General features: G+C 60.2%; 17 protein-coding genes and 1 pseudogene. 5 read left to right on the top strand and 13 right to left on the bottom strand.

Annotated elements, in window-relative coordinates; translation table 11 throughout:
• Nucleotides 1-53: 53 nt before the first annotated feature.
• The 6 genes and pseudogenes from KVT38_RS29625 to KVT38_RS29650 all read right to left on the bottom strand — a co-directional run.
• Nucleotides 54-680: pseudogene (locus tag KVT38_RS29625) on the bottom strand (carbohydrate ABC transporter permease); the annotation flags it as partial.
• Nucleotides 681-686: 6 nt separating this feature from the next.
• On the bottom strand, nt 687-1601 hold the full coding sequence (locus KVT38_RS29630) for a carbohydrate ABC transporter permease (protein WP_217597360.1): 915 nt from the start codon (nt 1599-1601) through the stop codon (nt 687-689).
• Nucleotides 1602-1666: 65 nt separating this feature from the next.
• Nucleotides 1667-3283: a response regulator gene (locus tag KVT38_RS29635; protein WP_217597361.1), complete on the bottom strand. Its 1617-nt coding sequence runs from the start codon at nt 3281-3283 to the stop codon at nt 1667-1669.
• Nucleotides 3258-5081: a cache domain-containing sensor histidine kinase gene (locus KVT38_RS29640; RefSeq protein ID WP_217597362.1), complete on the bottom strand. Its 1824-nt coding sequence runs from the start codon at nt 5079-5081 to the stop codon at nt 3258-3260. Before KVT38_RS29640 ends, KVT38_RS29635 begins: the two co-directional genes overlap by 26 nt.
• A gap of 201 nt (nt 5082-5282) precedes the next feature.
• Entirely contained in the window at nt 5283-6902 is a 1620-nt protein-coding gene (locus KVT38_RS29645) for an ABC-F family ATP-binding cassette domain-containing protein (protein WP_217597363.1), read from the bottom strand.
• Nucleotides 6899-7870 carry an MBL fold metallo-hydrolase gene (locus KVT38_RS29650; RefSeq protein WP_217597364.1) on the bottom strand — a complete coding sequence of 324 codons (972 nt, stop codon included), beginning with the start codon at nt 7868-7870 and terminating at the stop codon, nt 6899-6901. The genes KVT38_RS29645 and KVT38_RS29650 overlap by 4 nt, the downstream gene beginning before the upstream one ends.
• A gap of 167 nt (nt 7871-8037) precedes the next feature.
• Here KVT38_RS29650 and KVT38_RS29655 point away from each other — a divergent pair, with 167 nt between their 5' ends.
• From KVT38_RS29655 to KVT38_RS29670, 4 genes are all read left to right on the top strand, one after another.
• The gene (locus tag KVT38_RS29655; RefSeq protein WP_217597365.1) at nt 8038-9225 is read left to right on the top strand and encodes a conserved virulence factor C family protein; all 1188 of its coding nucleotides are present in this window, start codon (nt 8038-8040) and stop codon (nt 9223-9225) included.
• Between the two features lie 56 nt (nt 9226-9281).
• Complete coding sequence (locus KVT38_RS29660; protein WP_217597366.1) at nt 9282-9503, top strand: hypothetical protein; 222 nt, start codon at nt 9282-9284, stop codon at nt 9501-9503.
• A 191-nt stretch (nt 9504-9694) separates the two neighbouring features.
• Entirely contained in the window at nt 9695-10120 is a 426-nt protein-coding gene (locus KVT38_RS29665) for an SRPBCC family protein (RefSeq protein WP_217597367.1), read from the top strand.
• Complete coding sequence (locus KVT38_RS29670; protein ID WP_217597368.1) at nt 10120-10452, top strand: ArsR/SmtB family transcription factor; 333 nt, start codon at nt 10120-10122, stop codon at nt 10450-10452. The genes KVT38_RS29665 and KVT38_RS29670 overlap by 1 nt, the downstream gene beginning before the upstream one ends.
• An 82-nt stretch (nt 10453-10534) precedes the next feature.
• Here KVT38_RS29670 and KVT38_RS29675 read toward each other — a convergent pair whose 3' ends face one another.
• The 7 genes from KVT38_RS29675 to KVT38_RS29705 all read right to left on the bottom strand — a co-directional run bounded on the left by KVT38_RS29675 (nt 10535) and on the right by KVT38_RS29705 (nt 20802).
• The gene (locus tag KVT38_RS29675) at nt 10535-12853 is read right to left on the bottom strand and encodes a bifunctional diguanylate cyclase/phosphodiesterase (RefSeq protein ID WP_217597369.1); all 2319 of its coding nucleotides are present in this window, start codon (nt 12851-12853) and stop codon (nt 10535-10537) included.
• 129 nt (nt 12854-12982) lie between these two features.
• On the bottom strand, nt 12983-13606 hold the full coding sequence (gene mobA / locus KVT38_RS29680; protein ID WP_217597370.1) for a molybdenum cofactor guanylyltransferase: 624 nt from the start codon (nt 13604-13606) through the stop codon (nt 12983-12985).
• Nucleotides 13607-13683: 77 nt separating this feature from the next.
• Entirely contained in the window at nt 13684-14454 is a 771-nt protein-coding gene (pflA, locus tag KVT38_RS29685; RefSeq protein WP_217597371.1) for a pyruvate formate-lyase-activating protein, read from the bottom strand.
• Between the two features lie 88 nt (nt 14455-14542).
• Entirely contained in the window at nt 14543-16813 is a 2271-nt protein-coding gene (gene pflB / locus KVT38_RS29690) for a formate C-acetyltransferase (RefSeq protein WP_217597372.1), read from the bottom strand.
• Between the two features lie 31 nt (nt 16814-16844).
• Nucleotides 16845-19451 carry a bifunctional acetaldehyde-CoA/alcohol dehydrogenase gene (adhE, locus tag KVT38_RS29695; protein ID WP_217597373.1) on the bottom strand — a complete coding sequence of 869 codons (2607 nt, stop codon included), beginning with the start codon at nt 19449-19451 and terminating at the stop codon, nt 16845-16847.
• A 112-nt stretch (nt 19452-19563) separates the two neighbouring features.
• Complete coding sequence (locus KVT38_RS29700; protein WP_217597374.1) at nt 19564-20112, bottom strand: DoxX family protein; 549 nt, start codon at nt 20110-20112, stop codon at nt 19564-19566.
• A gap of 162 nt (nt 20113-20274) precedes the next feature.
• A complete protein-coding gene (locus KVT38_RS29705; RefSeq protein ID WP_217597375.1) occupies nt 20275-20802 on the bottom strand; it encodes a hemerythrin domain-containing protein in 528 nt (175 codons plus the stop codon).
• 361 nt (nt 20803-21163) lie between these two features.
• Between KVT38_RS29705 and KVT38_RS29710 the strand changes: the two genes are divergently transcribed.
• Nucleotides 21164-22111 (top strand): transposase, encoded by a 948-nt coding sequence (locus KVT38_RS29710; protein WP_217597376.1) that lies wholly within the window; start codon nt 21164-21166, stop codon nt 22109-22111.
• The last annotated feature ends 62 nt before the right edge of the window (nt 22112-22173 follow it).

Consider the following 22173-nt stretch of genomic DNA (forward strand, 5'->3'; position numbering starts at 1 on the left):
TGCAGCTTGATGACGCCTTTATAGGTCATCTTACTTTATAGGACGTTCCCCTTCCAGATGTAGGTGATGATCGCGGTCGTGTTTAGCGCGTGCGCCAGCAGCGTCATGATGATGCGGAAGTAGAGCTTTTGCTGGCTGCAGCCGTCGATCGTCGCGCTCTCGTCGAGCTCCTTCGGGATGCCGCGGATGAATTGGACCATGAGCAGGATAAAAAACGAATCGTGCGCCAGCCACTTTGGCAGAAACAACGGCAGGTACGTGTTGATCCAGTGCAGCTCGCTGAAAATGATGTACTGCGGCACGAGCGTGACGTGGTACGGCAGCATAATCGTCACCAGCATCATGGCGAACCAGACCTTTTTGAACCGAAACTCGAGCCGCGCGAAGGCGTAAGCCGCGAACGAGCACGTAATGATGTTGCCGAGCACGGCCAGCACGGAGACCAGTGCCGAGTTGCCGAAGAAGCGGGCGAACGTGATGCCCTGGAAGCCTTTCCACCCGTTGCGGTAGTTATCGAGCGTCCACGTGCTCGGCCAAAGACCGGTATCCGTAAAAATGTCCTGGTTCGGCTTAAACGAGCTCGCGAGCAGCCACAGCACCGGGTACAGCATCGCGAGTCCGATCAGGACGATAAGCAGATGCCGCAGTCCGCTGCCGGAATAGCGTCTTAACGTCAGCATGCCCGATTACCTCCCTTCCTTGCCGTCGCCGTAGAACACCCAGAACCGGGAAGTGGCGAAAATGATGCCAGTAAAAACGGCGATGATGACGAGCATGATCCAGGCCAGCGCGCTGGCATAACCCATATCGAAGTAGGAGAATCCCTTCAGGTACAGGTACAGCGTGTAGAACATCGATGCGTCGAGCGGTCCGCCGTGTCCGTCGCCGATGACATACGCGGGCGTGAACGCCTGGAACGAATTGATGATGCTCATGATCAGGTTAAAAAAAATGACGGGCGTCAGCATCGGCAGCGAGATCTTGAAAAACTGACGGACCTTGCCCGCGCCGTCCACCTGGGACGCTTCGTACAGGTCGGCGGGAATCTGCTTGAGACCCGCCAGGAAGATGACCATCGCGGAGCCGAACTGCCAAATCGACAGCGTCACGATCGGATAGATCAGATAGTCGGGGTGGGCGATCCAGGCGGGACCGTCGATGCCGAACCAGCCGAGGAAGCCGTTGATCAGGCCCTCGGTGTCGAAGATCTGGCGCCAGACGATCGAGATGGCGACGCTGCCGCCGAGCAGGGGCGGGATGTAGTAGCCGGTGCGGTAAATGCCGAGCGCCTTGATCCCCTTGTTCAGCGCCATGGCCACGAGCAGCGCGAAGATGAGCCGCAGCGGGACCGACAGGATGACGTATTTGAACGTCAGCTTCAGCGAGCCCGTAAAGGTGGAGTCGTCTGTAAAAATGGTTTTGAAATTGGCGAAGCCGATCCACTCGGGCGCGCTGAGCAGATTGTACTTCGTCAGCGACAAATACAGCGAGCCGAGCATCGGCCCGAGCGTGAGGCAAAATAAGCCGATCAGCCAGGGCAGCAAAAACAAATAGGCCGTACGGTTGTGGGGATAAGCCCGTTGCCGGCGCGCAGTCCGCATATGGCGACGCCTCCTTTGCGATGATGATAGATTCATCATAAGCATCGGAGGCGGAAGGCTGAATTCTATTTCTTCGGCAATTCGCTATCAATTTTTCCGGATGCAGACGCCCGCTGCCGGTAGTCGGACGGCGTGACGCCGTACGTCCGCTTGAACTTGGAGCTGAAGTAGCTGGCGTTGGAGAAACCCGTCAGCTCCGCGATATCCCACAGGCTAAGCTGCGTGCCTTCGAGCAGCCGGATCGCTTGCGCCATCCGGGCGTCGGTGACGTACTGGATAAAGGTTTTGCCGACCTTGCTCTTGAACATTTCCGAGAAATAGGAGGGGTTGTAATTGAACCGCTCGGCCAGGTCGGTCAGATTCAGGTCCGTCATATAATTTTCGTCGATAAAACGCAGTACGGCGTCGATGAGCGCATGGTCGTTCTCCTCCGCCTCGTGCCGATGCTGCCGCGCCACCTTCTCGGCGATCCGCGTCAAAAAGACGCAAGCCTTGTCCGCCGAATCCAGCGCGAGCGCCATCTCGGGACGCAGCCACAACTGCTCCGCGTGGTCCAGGGCGATGCGCGATTCGTTCGCCAGCGACTCCAGCAGCAGGTACAGCTGGAAGATGACTTTGACGAAGCCGGCTTGCGAAGCCGCGAACGCCTCGTCCAGCGGCTGCCGAATCGCGCGCGAGAACGCTTCGGGTTCCCCGCGTTCGAGATAACGCTCGAACACCTTGAGGTCCTCGCCGGCGAGCATGGTCCGGCCGGCTGGCGACCGACGGTCCTCCCCGGCGAGCCCGCTCTCGGACAGGTTCCAGGCGAGCAGCGATGAGAGATAACCCTCCTTCCATTGCCCGAAGCCCATCGCGGTCCCCCCGAAGCCGACCGCCAGCTCAAAGCCCAGCAGCGCAGCCGTCCGCTCCGCAAGCCGTTCCGCGAAATCCCGCAGCCACGCCTCGCTCTCCGCGATCGCGAAGTGCACGAGACCGGGATAGCTCGCGTCGCGAAACGCCTCGCAAGCCCCGCCGCTCTCCAGCGCCCGCTCCCTGCAGATCAGCTCGAACGGCAGGCGAAATTGCTCCGGGGAACGGTCCGGCTCCCGGATGCCGATCCGTTCGCGCTCGCGCAGCCCGACGGTCAGGAAGCGGACCTCCGTCCCGGCCCACGCGTCCAGCCCAAATCGGCGCGCCCGCTCCAGCGCCGCGGACTCCCGATCCGCTTCGCCTTTGATCAGACGGACGATGAAGTGCTCCTTCATCTCTTTGTAATACTGCGAGAGCTCCCAGCGGGTCCGCTCCTCGCGCGCAGTTTCCTGCTTTGCGCCGTCCAGCTCGGCCGTCACCTTAGCGAGCACGTCCGCCAATTCGTCCGCAGCGACGGGCTTGAGCAAATAATCGCTGGCCTGGTGCCGCAGCGCGGCTCGCGCGTATTGAAAATCCTCGTAGCCCGTAATGACGACGAGACGGACGTCGGGGTGGCGCTCGCGACACGCCTCCAAAAACGAGACGCCGTCCATGACCGGCATGTTCATATCCGTAATGACGATGTCGTAGGCTTCATCCTCGAGGCGCTCCAGCGCCTCGACGCCATTGGAAGCCTCTCCCGCCAGCTCGAGCCCGAGCTTGTCCGCATCGATTTTCAGCCTTAGACCTTGCCGGATCTCCGGCTCGTCATCCACGATCAATACGCGGTACATCGCTTAACGCCTCCTGTACGGGAATGATGAGTTCAATGCGCGTGCCGGTTCCGTCCGCAGCATTGATACGCACCTCGAATAGTGAGCCATAATACAGGCGGCAGCGCGCGAGCACGTTGCCCAGCCCGATCTGCCGTTCCCGGGTGCTCAGAATGTCGTCGAGCCTGGACGATCCGGAGCCCTCCAGCAGTTGCAGGCGCAGCTGCTCCGGCATGCCCGGCCCGTTGTCGGATACGCGCAGATGCAGACGCCCGTCGGACCGGAACGCCCGAACTTCCACAATCGCCTCGGGATGCTGCCGGAAGCCGTACTTCACGGCATTTTCGATGAGCGGCTGCAAAATGAATTTGACGACGGTCAACGACGCGAGATCGCCTTCTTCCACGACCTGGAGCCGCAGCTTGTCGCCGAAGCGCACTTGCAGGATCGAAGCGTAATCCCGGACGTACTTCATCTCTTCCTTCAGGCTGACAAGGTCGTCGCTCAGGCGAAGCGAGAAGCGCAGCATTTTGCCGAGCGAGACGATGACCTTGACCGTGTCGTCCGTCCGCTTCTGCATGGCGAGGCTGCTGAGCAGCTCCAGCGTGTTGAACAGAAAATGCGGGTTGCTCTGCATAAGCAGCGCCTTGTACTCGGCCTGCTGCCGCAGCAGCTTCAGTTCGAACTCGCTCTGGATATGCTGGCGAAGGCGCACGATCATGTTGCGGAAGGTCGCGGTGGCGAATCCGACCTCGCTCCGGACGCGCCGCGAAGGCGGCAGCCGGCTTTCGGCGCTGTCGAAGTCGCCGCGCTGCACGTGGCGCATCGCGGATACGAGCCGGGAGAGCGGTTTGGTCACGCCGTGCGATAGCCAGAAGGCGAGGAACAACGAGACGGCGAGCAGCAGCGCGAAAAGGAACACGATGCTGTTGCGCAGCTTCAGCAGCTGTGCGTACAGGTCTCGCTCGGAGACGAAGCCGACCAGCATCCAGTCGGTCAGCGCGAGTTTTTTGTAGACGAGAATCTGGGACTGTCCCTTCTCGTTCTTAAAGTAGGCGACGCCTTGCTTGCGCCAGCCTTCCCGTACGGCCGCCACTTGGCTCCGCGCTTCGTCCTGCGAGCCGTATTCGCTCTGGGAGAGCATGGGATCGCCGCCGCGGTCGAGCAAATAGATCGTGCCGCTCTCCCCGAGGTGGATACGATTCAACGGCTTGAGAAAATAGTCGGCGCTTACGTTGACCTTCAGCACATTGCGCGCCTGGGAAGGCTCGAAGGCGCCGAGCGGCATGAGCATGCTCACGACCGGATTCGAATTGCCCCGAATCTGCAGCTCCACATCGTCAGTATGCGCCGGCAGCCAGCGTTCGTTCGCAGTCTTGAAGCTGCGGTACCACGCCTGGTTCAAAAACGCTTTGTCGCGGACGACCTGATTGCTCATGCTGACCCACACACCTTCCTGACGGTAGATGGCGGCGGAAGAGACGCTCGAGTAGCTGTTGGTCGTCTGGGACAAATACTTGCTCATCTGCAGATGCGCCAACATCTTCTCGCCTTCCGGCAACTTCGGATCCGAGGCGGCCTCGTCCCATTCGTCCGTCAGATCGCTGTTGAAGACAAGCGAAGCGAGGTCGTAGATCTGCGTCTGGACCATGTCGACGTACGAGCCATACTCGTCCATTTTCTCCAGTGCCGAAGATTCGATGTAGGAGCGGATGATCGAGCGGGATTCGTTGAAGATCAGCGCGGACAGCGCGCCGAACGACAGGACGAACAGCAGGACGAAAAAAGCGATCAGCCGGTTTCTGAGCGAATAGAACATAGGCGTCCCCTTCATCGCTTTATAAGTTTAAACATCATACCACAAAAAAAAGAGAGCCTCCGGCGTCCGGCCGGAAGGCTCTTAAGAAAAGATATATTGAAAAGGGGGGTCACTCATACATTGTACAAAACGACCGCCGTTGAAACGGAAACGCACATTACAGTTGTATTACAGAAATGTCGAAGCTTTAATTCCGCTCGATCAGGCCGGCAGCATGCGTGCGCGCAGTGCGGCGATCTCCGGATTTTCCAGGTACTCGTCGTACGTCGTCATCCGGTCGATCAGGCCGTTCGGCGTAATCTCGATGATGCGGTTCGCGATCGTCTGGATGAACTGATGGTCATGCGACGTGAAAATCATCGTCTCGTCGGTGTCGACGAGCGCGTTGTTCAGCGCCGTGATGGATTCGAGGTCCAAGTGGTTGGTCGGCTCGTCGAGCAGCAGCGTGTTGGCGCTCGTCAGCATCATCTTGGACAGCATGCAGCGGACCTTCTCGCCTCCCGACAGCACGGACGCCTTCTTCAGCGCTTCGTCGCCGGAGAACAGCATGCGGCCGAGGAAGCCGCGGATGAACGACTCGTCCTGATCCTTCGAGTACTGTCGCAGCCAATCGACGAGCGAACTGTCGTTGCCCTCGAAGTATGCCGAATTGTCCTTCGGGAAATACGCCGGCGTAATCGTGACGCCCCACTGCACCGAACCGGAATCCGGCTCCACCTCGCCCATCAGCACCTGGAACAGCGCGGTCTTGGCCTGTCCGTACGGGCCGACCAGCGCGATCTTGTCGCCCTTGTTCACGACGAAGGACACGCCGTCCAGCAGCTTCTCGCCATCGACCGTAAGGCTGACGTTGTCGACCGTGACGATCTGCTTGCCCGCCTCGCGCTCCGGCTTGAACTGGGTGAACGGATATTTGCGGCTCGACGGACGGATATCGTCCAGCGAGATCTTGTCGAGCATCTTGCGGCGGCTGGTCGCTTGCTTGGCCTTCGACTTGTACTCCGAGAAGCGCTGGATGAACGCCTGCAGCTCCTTGATCTTGTCTTCCTTTTTCTTGTTCTGGTCGCGCATCAGCTGCGTGGCGAGCTGGCTCGACTCGTACCAGAAGTCGTAGTTGCCCACGTACATCTGGATTTTGGAGAAGTCGATGTCCGCGATATGCGTACAAACCTGGTTCAGGAAGTGCCGGTCATGCGATACGACGATGACGGTGCCCGTATAGCGCGCCAGAAACTCTTCGAGCCAGTTGATCGATTCGAGGTCCAAGTGGTTGGTAGGTTCGTCGAGCAGCAGAATGTTCGGTTGACCGAACAAAGCCTGCGCCAGCAGGACGCGGACCTTCTCGTTGCCGCCCAGCTCGGACATCTGCTTGTCGTGCAGGTCGGTCGTGATGCCGAGGCCGTTCAGCATTTCGGCCGCGTCGCTCTCGGCTTCCCAGCCGTTCATCTCCGCGAACTCGGCCTCGAGCTCGCCCGCGCGCATGCCGTCCTCGTCGGTGAAGTCGGCCTTCGCGTAGATGGCGTCCTTCTCCTTCATGACCTGGTACAGGCGCTCGTAGCCCATTATGACGGTGTCGAGCACCTTGAATTCATCGTACTCGAAGTGGTTCTGCTTGAGCACCGCGAGGCGCTCGCCCGGCGTGATATGCACTTCGCCGCTCGAAGGCTCCACTTCGCCCGACAAAATCTTCAGGAACGTCGACTTGCCCGCTCCGTTCGCACCGATCAGGCCGTAGCAGTTGCCCGGCGTGAACTTGATGTTGACATCCTCAAAAAGCGGACGCTTGCCGAATCTGAGGCTCACGTTGTTAACTGTGATCAATCCAATCCATCCTTTGCTTCGTTATCGATGACATGGCTCCGCGAGAAGCGCATGGTCTCTCCGTGCTGGAGCAGGAAAATCTTCTCCTGCGGAATCCCGAGGCGCGCGCGCTCGGCCTCGAGCCTCTCCAGCGCCTCCATCGGCGTGTCGTCCGACAGCTTGAAGGCGCCGTAATGCATAGGTACGAAAATGTCGGCCTTCAGGTCCTGATAGGCCTTGAGCGCCTCTTCGGGGCTGACGTGCTGCGCGGCCATGAACCATTCGGGATCGTAGGCGCCGATCGGCATGAGCGCCACGTCGATCTTGAAGCGGCGACCGATCTCCTCGAAGCCCCTGAAGTAGCCGCTGTCTCCCGCGAAGTAGATGGTCGGTCCCTGGTGGGACTCCATGACCCAGCCGCCCCAGTGGGAGTTGTTCATGTCCCACGGATTGCGGCGCGTCCAGTGCTGCGCGGGCACGAACGTAAACTTCACCCCGTGCACGGTGCAATTCTCCCACCAGTGCATCTCGTGAACCTCGCCGAACCCTCTGATCGCCATCTTGCGCTTCAGGCCGGCCGGTACGTACAGCCGCTTGGGCCCCCGCAGGCGGCGCAGCGAACCGAAGTGAAGGTGGTCATAGTGAGAATGTGAGACGAGCACGAGGTCGACGGACGGCATGTCGGGCAGCTCGACGCCGGGCGGCGCCAGCCGCTTCTGCAGCGCCATGCGGCGCGCCCATACCGGGTCGGTGACGATATTAAGCCCGCCCATCTGCAGCAAAAACGTAGAATGCCCGATCCAGGTGACGGACGGCTCTTGACGGTTATGATGAAGGAAAGACAGATCCGGCTTCACGTTCGGGACGCATTCCAGGTATCCCTTGTTCCTCATCTTCTGCAGGCGTTCCTGACGCCATCGCGCGAACTGGTCCCTTCCCGCGGCCCCCGCGCGAATGGCGTCCAGATTGCCGAAGCGGCTCTTAGGCATGGTACCCCTCCGTTGACGTACTAATCTTACTATAGCAGGAATCAGGCCATTGTTCCAAGGCCGATATGTCACTTAAATACCCCTCCTTTGGCAATACGGAACGCGGTGCGGTATTGTATAGAGAGAGATTGGCGAGTTCAACATATGCAAAGCGAGGTCGTGTGTACATGAAGCTGCTATCAATTGAGCCGACGCCCAGCCCGAATTCGATGAAGCTGAACGTGGACGAGGCGCTGCCTGCCGGCGAGCGCCACACCTATACGATGGACAAGAAAGACCAGCTGCCGCCCTTCGTGGCGAAGCTGCTCGAGATTCCCGGCGTGAAATCGGCGTTCCGGACGGCCGACTTCTTCGCGCTGGACCGCCGCCCGAGCGCGGATTGGGCCGGCATCCTGGCCGCCGTGCGCGAGCTGTTCGGCGCCGCGGCGGACGGCGGAGGCGCCGGCGCGGGCGACGACGCGCTCGCATACAGCTTCGGCGAAGCCCGCGTGCTCGTGCAGATGTACCGCGGCATCCCGATGCAGATCCGCGTGCAGAGCGGCGGCCAGGAGTCGCGGGCCGCGCTCGGCCAGCGGTTCACGGACGCCGTGAACGAGGCTGCTGCCGGCACGTTCATCCGCGAGCGGCGGCTCGCGGAGTTCGGCGTCCGCTACGGCGAGCCGCAGGAGATATTGGAGGAGGTCGCGCGCGAGCTGGACGCGGCCTACCCGGACGAGCGGCTGCGCGAGCTGATCGCGGCCGCGCAGACTGCCGGCGCGGGCGAAGGCGCAGCTGCGCCGGACGCGCCCGAAGGCGGCGCCGCGGCGAGCCGGGCGACGACGCCGGAAGAGTTGGAGGCCGCGCTTGGCGCGCCGGATTGGCAGACGCGCTACGCGGCGCTGTCGCGGGCGAAGCCCGACGCGGAGCTGCTGCCGCTGCTCGCGCAGGCCGCGCGCGACCCGCAGGTGTCGGTGCGCCGGCTCGCCGTCGTCTACCTCGGCGACCTGCGCATTCCCGAAGCGCTGCCGCCGCTGCTGGCCGCGCTGAAGGATTCGTCGGCGGCCGTACGCCGCACCGCGGGGGACACGCTCTCGGACATCGGCGATCCCGCCGCGGGTCCGGCCATGGCGGAAGCGCTCGGCGACGCCAACAAGCTCGTGCGCTGGCGCGCCGCGCGATTCCTCTACGAGGCGGGCGACGAGTCCGCGCTCGACGCGCTGGAGCGCCTGGCCGCAGCCGAGCCGGAGTTTGAGGTGAAGCTGCAGGCCGAGATCGCCATCGCGCGCATTCGCAGCGGCGAAGAAGCCGCCGGCTCGGTATGGCAGCAGATGACGCGCATGCGCGAGCAGCGGCAAAGCGAAGACGAAGCCCAGTAACAAGGCTGCGGATTTCGCTTCACGCGGCAATGCCCGCCTCGGCGTTTTTGCATCAAATGAACGAATACCGTAATTACGCACAACCCTTTTACCGTAATAAGGGCTTGCGCAGGCAGCTTTTTTCAGGTGACGGTATCTGCACTCCCGAGCGTTTGAACAATATCCCCTTGCGTCAGGAAAAGGCGCTTCATATGCGCCGCATTTCGACGACGTATCATTCCAAGGAAGCGAGTGCGGCCCTGTCTGCATTCGCTTTCTTGATTGAAGGGCTTTCCTGATTGAAGGCCTTTCCTGATCGAAGGGCTTTCCTAATCAAAGGGCTTTCCTGATCGAAGGGGATACTGTTAAAACGGAAAAACGCCGTTCTGTTCGCTCAGGCCTAATTCCCAGTTGACATGAAACCATTTGGTTTCGTATTATGAGCGTATGAAACCAAATGGTTTCCCTTTATTCAGAGGAGGCATATGATATGAGCAACGCCCGCAAACTCCCCGACATCGTGCGCACATTGGAGCTGAACGCGCCGATCGAGAAGGTTTGGAAAATGGTATCTACGGCCGAAGGCATTTCCGCCTGGTTTATGCCGCCGAACGATTTCGAGCCGGTTGTCGGCCATGAATTTACGATCAACGCCGGACAGTTCGGCATGTCGCCGTGCAAAGTGACCGCATTCGATCCGCCCGAACGTTTTGCGATCAACTGGGGCAAGGACTGGACGCTGTCCTTCGAGCTGAAGGCGCTGTCGGATTCGCGCACCGCATTCACGCTCACCCATGGCGGTTGGGACGAAGATACGCTGACCGAATTCGGACAACCGCACGGTGTCATCCGCGGGCATATGGCAAGCGGCTGGGACGGCATCGTCGCCAAGCTGCAGCGGCTGGTCGAAGCCTGATGGGACAAGCGCTGCCGCAGCACGACGTCTATCAGGCGATCGCGGACCCGAGCCGGCGGCGCCTGCTGCGCCTGCTGACGCAGGGCGAGCAGCCGTTGTCCGCGCTCAGCGGGCAGTTCGACATGAGCCGGACCGCCGTCTCCAAGCATCTGCGGATCCTGCGGGAAGCGGGACTCGTCACCGAGCGGCGCGCCGGGCGCGAGACGCGTTATGCCTTTCGCCCGGAGCCGCTGGCGGAGCTGAAGGATTGGCTCGCCTACTTCGAGCAGTTCTGGGACAACAAGCTGGCGATGCTGAAGCATTTGGTGGAGAAGCAAGACGAAGACGAATAATCTGCCTGCGAAAAATCCCCTTGCGCATTCCGATAGCGCGAGGGGATTTTTATGCGTACCGCGGTCATGCACGATACGAAAGTTATGATTTCCAATGCTCGAGCAGCACCTTCTGGATTAGCTCTGCCGGCTGCGGGCGGTAGAACAGGAAGCCCTGAATATCGTCGCACTCATGCTCGGCGAGGAATCGGTATTGCGCCTCCGTCTCGACGCCTTCGGCCACGACGGACAGCTTCAGTCGGCGGGCGACGAGCATCATCGCATGGATGATCGCTTCGTCGCGCTCGTCTTGGCCGATGCCGCTGACGAAGGAGCGAACGATCTTGATCCGGCTGATCGGCAGCGTCTTCAGATAGCCGAGCGAAGAGTGCTGGGTGCCGAAGTCGTCGATCGACAGCGTGATGCCCATGTCCCGCAGCAGCTCAAGCGTCGGGAGATTTTCGTTTTTCATCGCCATGTTTTCCGTAATCTCCAGCTCCAGATACCGCGGATCGAGACCGGAAGCTTCTAACGCGCCGCGAACGGATGCGGCCACGTCGCCGGAAGCGAACTGGCGGGCGGACAGGTTGACCGCGATGCGCAACTCGGGGTAGCCGGCCTCCTGCCATGCTTTGTTCTGCGCGCAGGCGACGCGCAGCACCCACTCCCCGATCTCGACGATGAGTCCGGTCTCCTCGGCCAACGGGATGAACCGCTGCGGCGACACCGGCCCCAGCTTGGGGTGATTCCATCGCAGCAGCGCCTCCATGCCGACCAGCTTGGCGCTTCCCGCTTGGATCTGGGGCTGGTAGTACAATTCGAGCTCGCCCCGAGAGAGCGCCTTTCGCAGGTAGCTTCGCAGCTCCATCAGCTCGCTTGCTCCCGCCTGATCGTTGCCCTCGTACGATTTATAACGATTTTTCCCGGCTTCCTTGGCCGCATACATCGCTTTGTCAGCGTGCCTGATGAGCGTCGGCGCGTCGGCGCCGTGATCGGGGTAAAGCGCGATGCCCACGCTTGCGGTCAAGTAATACTCCGCACCTTTTAAGTAGAACGGCTGACGGAACAGCTCGATCACTTGCGCGGCGAGCCGGTTGCCGGCTTCCGGATCTTCGAGGTGCGGAAGAATGAGCGTGAACTCGTCTCCCCCTATTCTGTAAAATGCCAACCCCGGATATTGTTCGCCCTCAACGCTCTGAAGACGCATCGCAGCTTCCTTCAGCAAAATATCGCCGACCGTATGGCCAAGCGTATCGTTTACCAGCTTGAACTGGTCGAGATCCAGGTATAGCAGCGCAAGCTTGCGTCCCAGGCGCTCGGCAATCGCACGCTGTTCCTCGAGCTGCCGGTTGAAGTACGTTCGGTTGTAGGCGCCGGTGACGGCATCGTGATACGCCAGGTAACGCAGCTCCTGCTCCTTGCTCTCGAGCATCCGGTTCTGTTCGCGAAGCTCCTCCTCGATCGCGATCAACTCCTCGTTCGAGGCTTCGATCGTCTCGTTCGCCCGTTGTAGCTCGTTCGTTCGCTCGCGCACCTTGATGTCGAGCTTGGCTTTGCCGGTCAGCTGCACGTACAGCAAATACAGAATAAGCGCCACGCAAAGCATGCTGATCACGCGGATCAGCAGCACTTTGTCCTCGATCTCGCGCAGCTGGCTTTTCTTCAGTTTGCCGGCAAGCGCCCATTCGCCTTCGGGAAGCTTAACCATCTCGCGCAAGCCTTCTCCTTCGAACAATTCCTCGTCGCCGAGCAGGAGAATGCCGTTGGCCCGCAGTGCGATATCGAGCTCGCCCGTATCCGTGGATCGAAGGCCCTCCCGGATCAGCGCAGGCACGTCCAGCACGATCGAGGCAAAGCCCCAGAAACGGCCGTCAACGAAAATCGACTGCCGCGTCATCAGTCCGAGGCCCCCCTGCGCCAGCTCCCGCGGCCCGATGAGCGTGACGCCTTTCATTTTCATCGTGCGATTCGCGTTGGCCCGCACCTCCGGGTCCGGGTGCTCGAACAGATTGAGCCCGAACAGCGCTTCATTCGCCTCGGTCGGATATACGAAGCGCGCGATGCCGTCCGGATACAAGGACAGGTTGCGAACGTCCGGGATGCTCGGCACGAAATGAGAAGCGAACTCGTTGAACCGCGCGACGTCGATCGTTTTGCCTTGCATGAGCTCCGTGTCGGCAAACGCTTTGAGACTTTCCGACAGCAGCAGCCTTCGCTCTACGGCCAGCCTCAGCGAATTGGCTTGGGCGGCAAGCGCGGCGGCGGCGTCCTGATCGGCTTTCCGTACGCTTCGGTCCTCATAGAGGGACGTGCTCCACGCGATCGGAACAGAAAGAAGAATAAAAATGACAAGAAGCAGCGCCCAAACGCCCAGCGCTGCTTTTCTGGCGGATGTATGATGGATCGGTTCTACTGAAGGCATGTATGGCTTTCCCCCGGAGACGGACTGTACTTAAGCTATTTCAACATAAAACGACATTATCCTGCATGCATGTCGCAACGTCGTTTGGATTCGACTCGAAATAGCGTTGACGGCGCTGGGCCGGCACGGTCAGCCGGTGGATCGGACGAGGTGCAGCAAGCCTTCTGCGCGTTCGTAATCTGCCTCGGAACGGATCTCGAAGGAAAAAGACGGCGCGCCATGTCCCGCCTCCTGTTCCGCCGGAACGCCAAGCCAAGGGATTCGCCCGAGCAGGTTCTCCATGTTCCCGCCGCCGGCATTCAACAGCGCGGCGACGGTCTCGGAGCAGCGGCTGTCGTACAGCCCGTGCAAGGGGACCGGCCGCTCGCCGACGAGCGGAATGACGGCTTGAATGCCGTCCGAGAAGCCTGTCATCAGACGGCGCGCTTCCTCGGCCGAGATGAACGGCATGTCCGAGCCGACGATCCATACGAGCGGATTGCGCGCGAGGCGCAGCGCCGAATGCATGCCGCCAAGCGGCCCGCGCCCCGGATAAAAATCCGTGATGATGCGAACGGACGAATCGAGCACGTCGAAAAAAGGCTTAGGCGTATCGGTAACGACGATGATTTCCTTGCACAGCTTGCGCATTTCGCGCACCTGCCTGACGATTAAGGCTTCTTCCTGCAGCGGCAAAAGCGCTTTTAGCGAGCCGCCCAAAAGCGACTTGGCGCCGCCTGCGAGAATCGCGCCGGTCAAGGATACGGTGGACATGTCAAGGTCTCCTTTCTCGATGGAACGCACGAGGACGCATCTCCCCGATCCTCGCCGGGAAGAAGCGTCCGTCCGCGTTACCTTGCGGCCTTTGCAGTCTTTGCAGACTTTGAAGCAATTGCAGCTTGTTTGCCTTGCTCGATCAGCCGATAAGCCCGCTTCACCTCGTCCGGAGATGGCTCCGGCACGCCGTCCAGCCTGTAGGCTCTGCCAAGCTGCTCCCACTTGTACACGCCCATCCGGTGATAGGGCAGCACCTCGACCTTGTCGACGCCGCGCAGCTCGCCGATAAATTCGCCCAGTGCCAGCAGCTCCGACATCCCGTCGGTCCAGCCCGGCACGAGCACCCGGCGAACCCACATGCTGATGCCGGCGTCAGACAGATGACGCGCGAAGGCCAATATGCGATCGTTGGGCTGCGAGGTGAGATGCTCGTGTCCGGCGCGATCGATCATTTTCAGATCAAGCAGTACGAGGTCGGTCGTGTCGAGCAGCCGCTTCGCATGTTGAGGATCGCAGAAGCCCGACGAGTCGAGCGCCGTATGCAAGCCCCACCGCTCCTTGCACTTCTCGAACAGCTCGGCGACGAAAGGCGCCTGCAGCGTAGGCTCTCCTCCCGTCACGGTGATGCCGCCGCCCGACCGTTTGTAGAACGGAACGTACGGTTCGATCTCGGCCAATATATCGTCGACCGTTCGCAGCTGTCCGGCCTTGGTATCCCACGAATCGGGATTGTGGCAATACGCGCATTGAAGCGCGCAGCCCTGCATGAAGAGCACGAAGCGAATGCCCGGACCGTCGACCGTCCCGAACGTCTCCAGAGAATGTATCCTTCCGGCATGATGCATCGTCGAGTCCCCCTCTGAAGATTCGTATTTTTCGTATCGTGGTCAAACGAGTCCAGGCACGTCGCCGTCCGGGTTCGCCGCCGTCCGATCAGATCGAACCGTGGAACGTCCGGTTGATGACGTCGAGCTGCTGCTCGCGGGTCAGCTTGATAAAGTTGACGGCGTAGCCCGAGACGCGAATCGTGAGCTGCGGGTACTGCTCCGGATGCTCCATCGCATCGAGCAGCTGTTCCCGGTTGAACACGTTGATGTTCAAGTGATGCCCGCCCTTGTCCGCGTAGCCGTCGAGCAGCGACACGAGATTGCCGATCCGCGCATCTTCTTGGCGGCCAAGCGCCTTCGGCACGATCGAGAACGTGTTCGAGATGCCGTCGAGGCAGTTGTAATACGGCAGCTTGGCGACCGAGCTCAGCGAGGCGAGCGCGCCTTTGCGGTCGCGGCCGTGCATCGGGTTCGCCCCCGGCGCGAACGGCTCGCCGGCCTTGCGGCCGTCCGGCGTGCTGCCGGTCTTCTTGCCGTAGACGACGTTCGACGTGATCGTCAGCACCGACAGCGTCGGCATCGAGCCGCGGTACGTCGCCCGCTTGCGCAGCTTCGACATGAACGCATCGGTGAGGTCGACCGCGATGTCGTCCACGCGCGAATCGTTGTTGCCGAACTGCGGATATTCGCCTTCGATCTCGAAGTCGACCGCGAGTCCTTTTTCGTTGCGGATCGGCTTCACCTTGGCGTACTTGATCGCGGACAGCGAGTCGGCGACGACCGAGAGGCCGGCGATGCCGGTCGCCATCGTGCGCAGGATCTCCGTATCGTGCAAGGCCATCTCGATGCGCTCGTAGCTGTATTTGTCATGCATGTAGTGAATGACGTTCAGCGTGTTGATATACAGCTTCGACAGCCACTCCAGCACTTCATCGTACCGCGCCATGACCTGGTCGTAGTCGAGATATTCGCCGGTGAGCGGCGCGAGCTCGGGACCGACTTGCACGCCCAGCTTTTCGTCCTTGCCGCCGTTGATTGCGTACAGCAGCGCTTTGGCGAGGTTGGCGCGGGCGCCGAAGAACTGCATTTGCTTGCCGATCCGCATGGCCGAGACGCAGCAGGCAATACCATAGTCGTCGCCGTAGATCGGACGCATCAGGTCGTCGTTTTCGTACTGGATCGAGCTCGTGTCCACGGAGACTTTGGCGCAGTAGTCCTTGAAGCCTTCGGGGAGCCCGGTCGACCAGAGCACCGTCAGGTTCGGCTCGGGCGCCGGACCGAGATTATACAGCGTGTGCAGGAAGCGGAAGGAGTTTTTCGTGACGCGCGTCGTGCCGTCGTTGGCCATGCCGCCGATCGACTCGGTTACCCATGTCGGGTCCCCGCTGAAAAGCTCGTTGTAGTCCGGCGTCCGCAGGAACTTGACCAGCCGCAGCTTCATGACCAGGTGGTCGATGAGCTCCTGTGCCTGCTCCTCGGTCAGGGTGCCTTCCTGAATATCCCGCTCGATATAAATGTCGAGGAAGCTGGATACGCGGCCGAGGCTCATGGCGGCGCCGTTCTGCTCCTTGATCGCGGCCAGGTAGGCAAAGTAGAGCCACTGGACCGCTTCCGCGGCGTTCGTGGCAGGTCCCGATATGTCGTAGCCGTAGGAAGCCGCCATCGCTTTAAGCTCGCCCAGCGCCCGAATCTGCTCGGACACCTCCTCGCGAAGACGGATGAGGTCTTCGTTCATGACGTCCTTCTCCAGCGCGGTCAGATCGGCCTGCTTGGCCGCGATCAGCTTGTCGACGCCGTACAGCGCCGTCCTGCGGTAGTCCCCGATGATCCGGCCGCGGCCGTACGCGTCGGGCAGGCCGGTGATGATCGCAGCTTTGCGGGCAAGCCGCATCTCGGCAGTGTAGGCGTCGAACACGCCCTGGTTATGCGTCTTGCGGATGTCGGTAAAGGTGCGGACCATCTCGTCCGGCAGCTTGTAGCCATACGCTTCGCAAGCGTCCTGTGCCATGCGGATGCCGCCGAACGGCTGGATTGAGCGCTTCAGCGGCGCGTCAGTCTGCAGGCCGACGATTTTCTCCAGCGCCTTGTCGATGTAGCCCGGACGATGGGAGACGATCGTGGACACCGTCTCGGTGTCGACGTCGAGCACGCCGCCATTTTCCCGCTCTCGCTTCATCAAAGCCAGCACTTGCGTCCACAGCTGCTTGGTCGCCTCCGTCGGATCGGCCAGAAAAGCGGCCTCCCCTTCATAGGGCGTCAGGTTGCGCGCCAAGAAATCGTTCACGTCTACGGCCGTTTGCCAAGCGCCCGCTTGAAAGCCTCTCCAGCCGTCCTGCCGGCCGGCGGATTCGTCGATCGCCTTGTTTAGAATGCTCATGCCCGTTGCCCTCCCATGGTCGTTCTTTCGCTTAGAACTTGCCGTAAAAAGCGTTGCGGTACACGTCGGCCAGCTCGGTAACGAGCGGCATGCGCGGATTCGCGGTCGTGCATTGATCCTCGAACGCCCGGTCGGCCAGCTGATCGACCCGCGATTCGAAGTCGGCGGCATCGAAGCCCAGCGCCTGGAACGACTCCGGAATCTGCAGCGACAAGTTGAGCTGCCGGATCGCGTTGATCAGGCTCGTCACGCCCTCTTCCGTCGTACGAGACTGCAATCCGAGCAGCCGGGCGATGTCGGCGTAACGCTTGTCGGCGACGAAGTGGCTGTACTTCGGAAACGAAGCGAACTTCGTCGGCTGCTGTGCATTGTAGCGAATGACGTGCGGCAGCAGGATCGCATTGGTGCGTCCATGGGCCGTATGGTACTGCCCGCCCCATTTGTGCGCCAGGCTGTGGTTGATGCCAAGGAACGCGTTGGCGAACGCCATGCCCGCGATGGTCGAGGCATTATGCATTTTTTCCCGCGCGACCGGATCCGCCTTATGGAACGACGCTTCGAGATTGTCGAACACGAGCTGGATCGCTTTAAGCGCGAGGCCGTCGGTAAAATCGTTTGCCATCACCGAGACGTAGGCTTCGATGGCATGCGTCAGCACATCCATGCCCGTGTCGGCAACCGCCGTCTTCGGCAGGCTATACACATAGTCCGGGTCGACGATGGCGACGTCCGGCGTAAGCTCGTAATCGGCGAGCGGATACTTCGTGTTGCCCTTGTTCTTATCCGTAATGACCGCGAACGAGGTCACCTCGGAGCCCGTTCCCGACGTCGTCGGAATTGCGACGAACTTGGCGTTCTTGCCGAGCCGCGGATACTTGTAGATGCGTTTGCGGATGTCCATGAACTTTTGCTTGAGCGAGTCGAAGCTCGTGTCCGGATATTCGTAGAACAGCCACATCGCCTTCGCCGCATCCATCGGCGAGCCGCCGCCGAGCGCGATGATGCAGTCCGGCTTGAATTGCGCCATCATGCGGGTGCCCCGCTCGACCGTGTCGACCGACGGATCGGGCTCGACGTCGCTGAAGATCTCGACCGATACCGGGTCCTTGCGTTTGCGGAGGTAGTAGGCCACTTTCTCCACGTAGCCAAGCTTCACCATTGCTTCATCGGTGACGATCATGACGCGGCTGATGTCCGGCATTTTTTCGAGATACTGCGTCGCGCCTTTTTCAAAATAAATTTTTGGCGGCACCTTAAACCACTGCATGTTGACCGTACGATACGCTACCCGCTTGACGTTGATCAGGTTGACGGCGGTCACGTTCGAGGTCGTCGAGTTGTGGCCGTACGAGCCGCAGCCGAGCGTGAGCGAAGGCAGGTTCGTATTGTAAATGTCGCCGATCGCCCCGTGCGTCGACGGTGCGTTGACGATGATGCGTCCGGTTTGCAGCCGCGCGGAGAATGCCGCGATGACCGCCTGGTCGTTCGAATGGATGACCGACGAGTGTCCCATGCCGCCGAACGCGATGACTTGTGCGGCACGTTCAATGCCCTGCTCCGCCGTCTTCACCTTGTAGCAGGCGAGCACAGGGCTGAGCTTTTCGGCGGACAACGGATACTTATCGCCGACGCCCGCCAGCTCGGCTACCAGCACCTTTGTCGCCGGCGGCACCTGGATGCCCGCCATCTCCGCGATCTTGACGGCCGGTTGCCCGACGATGACGGCATTGACCGCGCATTTCTCGGCATTGATAACAAGCTTCGATACCGCTTCAATCTCCTCTTTATTGAGGAAATAGCAACCTTGCCGCGCCATAAGCGCCTTGGCCTGATCAAAAATCGGCTCGTCGAGGATGACCGCCTGCTCGGACGCGCAGATCATGCCGTTGTCGAACGTCTTGGATAGGATCAGATCGGTGACTGCCTGTTCAAGATCCGCGGTGCGTTCGATAAAGCAAGGAACGTTGCCCGGACCGACGCCGAGCGCCGGCTTGCCGGTGCTGTAGGCGGCCTTCACCATCGCGGAACCGCCGGTCGCCAGCACAAGCGCAATGTCCTTGTGATTGATCAGCAGGCCGGTCGCCTCGACGGAAGGGTGCTCGATCCACTGGATGCAATGCTCCGGCGCGCCGGCGGCCACTGCCGCATCGAGCAGCGTCTTGGCCGCTGCTGCGCTCGACTTTTGCGCCGAAGGATGGAACGCGAAGACGATCGGATTTCGCGTCTTGGCGGCGATCAGCGACTTGAACATCGTCGTCGATGTCGGATTCGTAACCGGCGTGATGCCGGCGATAACGCCGACCGGCTCGGCAACCATGCGGTAATTCTCGTACACATTCTCTTCGATCACGCCTACCGTTTTCTCCGCTTTGATGCTGTGATAGATGTATTCCGTTGCAAAAATGTTTTTCGTAATCTTGTCTTCATATACGCCGCGTCCGGTCTCCTCGACCGCGAGCTTCGCGAGCGGCATGTGCTGGTCGAGCCCTGCCAGCGCCATCGCCTGCACGATCCGGTCGACCTGCTCCTGATTAAGCCGCATATAGGCTTCGAGCGCCTTGTTGGCACGCTCCGCCAGCAGATTCACTTCGTCCTGCGCGGAGATGATTTCGTTTTGCGCCTTTTCCTTCGTCGCCATCCTCGTGGCCTCCCGTCAAATATCGTTTTCCATTGCCCGGTCTCGGCGACCGGACGATAGGGACGGCGGCCGGAGAGCTCCGGCCGCCGTGCCAACCAGTCGATGCGATCGATCAGTGCGCGACGGGCTTGCCGTGCGTACCGTCGTTATGCTTCTTGTCTGCGATCGCGTGCTTGATCTTGCCAAAGCCCTTGCGGATCAGCGGGAGCAGGTAGTAATCAAGTCCGAAGCGTCCGGCATTGGCGCCCGCCGTGAAGACGATGAAGGCGAGGACGAGCAGCCAAGGGTTCGTGCTTACGGTGCCTGCGAAGAGGAACAGCGCGTTGAGCAACATTCCGAAGAAGGCGGCCGTTACCGTGAGTCCGCCGACGATCAGTCCTACGCCGATCAGGAACTCGCCCAGCGGGATCAACACGTCGATCAGCTTGATGTTCGGCAGCGCGAAGTGCTCGATGAAGTAGGTATAGTTAGGATAGATGACTTCGTTCGTCGCATGGTCGGCTACCGGCTTGGCGATCGCTCCCTGCAGGAATCCTTTTGCCGTAAATCCGCCCGTCAGCTTGTGCCAGCCTGCGTCGATCCATTGCCAGCCGACATAGATGCGAAGAAGCGTGACTGCGACTGCTGCCCATACATTTTCTCTGAACCATTTGGTGACCATAATGGCCATCTCCCTTTCGCCTTCAAGGCGTTTAATAGTGAATGTCGATTGTGTTGCTCTTCCTTACACCTTCATTATGAGGGAAGCGATGGCGGCTGAATGTGATGAAACTCACACTTTCGAGCTTTTTCTTGTGAAATATTTCACTTTCTTTAACAGCCTTTAGAAGCTGTAAACATTCGAGCGATCCTCCAGCGTATCGATGATCTCCTGCTCCTCGTTAAGCCGGTTTTTCAAGCAGGCATAGGCTTGCAGCAACCTGGAAGACAACGCCTTGGCTTCTTCGGGGGAGATCGGCAGGACCGCCTGCTCCAGCGTGTTCAAAAAAGAACCGATGAACCGCTCCGCAAGTCCGTAATCCTGTTCCATCAAGGCGAACAAATCGGGCTCCGTCTCCAGATACCATGCCGCGTACGGGAAGAGCTCCGTTTTCTCCCACTCGATATGCGCGCTCCACTCCGTCATGAAGTGTTTGACGCGTTCGTTCAAGATCCGGACGTTCGCGTTCAAATGAACGATGTCCTCGTCCTTTCGTACCGTACACGCCTGCGCGTACAAGTCCGCCAGTTCCGCCTCCAATGCATCGTGCTCTTGTCGAGCCCTGTTAACCGCTTCGTTGAGGTGCGTATAACGATCGATGTCGATCTCGATGGGCTGCGGCGCATGATTCGCTTCGCGGTTCGTTTTCATGGGGGTTGCCTCCTCTGCAATGCCTTGGCGTTGCTTCTTTTGATGTCTTTAATATACAGGGCTGCGGTCTGATTTAATGTGAAAAAAATCACAAAACGGATTATGACAAAAAACGGACACAAATCGCCTAGAAGCGCTGCATGATACGTCATTTTGTCCCGTTTTAACAATATCCCCTTCGGTAAGGTACGCTCCCCAGCTTCGACTAAGCGGAATTATCCCCTTTGATAAGGAACCCTTCTCGGCATCGACTAAGCAACAATATCCCCTTCAAACAGGAACATTTTTATTTTTAATAAATCAACATTTTCCATTTAATTATGTTAAAATAAGAACAAATGTTCGATTTGGAGGAATTGCGATGCCAAGCCGCTTTTCGATTCGGGACTCGGTGCCCGCCTTCAGCACGACCGACTGCGAACACGCGCTTTTCGCCGCCAAATGGCCGGACGGCTTTCGTTGCCCCCGTTGCGGCCATCCGCATTATTACGAGGTGTCCTCGCGTGGGCGTCGGCTTTTCGAGTGTCGTTCCTGCGCTCATCAGGCCTCTCTGACGGCAGGCACCGTGCTCGAGGGCTCGCGTACGCCGCTTGCGAAGTGGTTCCAGGCGATGTTTCTGATGCAGCTTGGCATCAGCGCGCGGCTGCTGGCCGAGCTGATCGAGGTGACGTACAAGACGGCTTGGCTGATCAACCACAAGCTTCGTCATGCCATCGGCGTCTGGGACAGCGAACAGCCGCTCGAAGGCGATCTGCAGCTGCTCGGCGAGTATTACGGATACGAGTATCATCGCTACCTCGGCAGCGTTCTGGTGCAGCAAGCGTTGAAGCCGCAACCGGTCGTCGTCGGGGCTTCGCTCGATGCCGCAGGCGATTTTGTTCATCTTAAAATGAAAGCCGTCGACGGGCCGGAAGGCGACGATGCGGCAAGGCGCGGAGACGCGGGCGTTGAGGAAGCGGTGGAGCGTTTCGTGGAGAAGCATGTCGCCGGCCAGGCCGACGGCGATCGCGCAGAGAGGCTGGAGCCCGGACACCGGGGACGGTCCGCGCTGCATGTCGCCTGGCGGGAGGCCGTGCGCTGGCTTAATTGGACGTTCGGCGGGATCGGCCCGAAGCATTTGCAGGCGTATCTGAACGAGTTCTGCTTCCGCCGCCTTCATATCCGCACAGACATGCTGGCCGAGCTCATCTCCTGCTGCGGCACGACCAGGACGATCACGTACCGTAGGCTGGTAGGCCTCCGCGCCGGGGTCCGTCCGATCCCTTGGGCATACAGGCGCCTCGCGCGCCCTGGCCAACGCGTGGGTTAAGGGGATGGTTCTGACGCGAGACGCGAACGTTGCTGGTTTCAGCCAGGAGTAGAACTGCATGA

This window comes from Cohnella sp. GbtcB17 (assembly GCF_019091135.1).
Taxonomy (GTDB): Bacteria; Bacillota; Bacilli; order Paenibacillales; family Paenibacillaceae; genus Cohnella.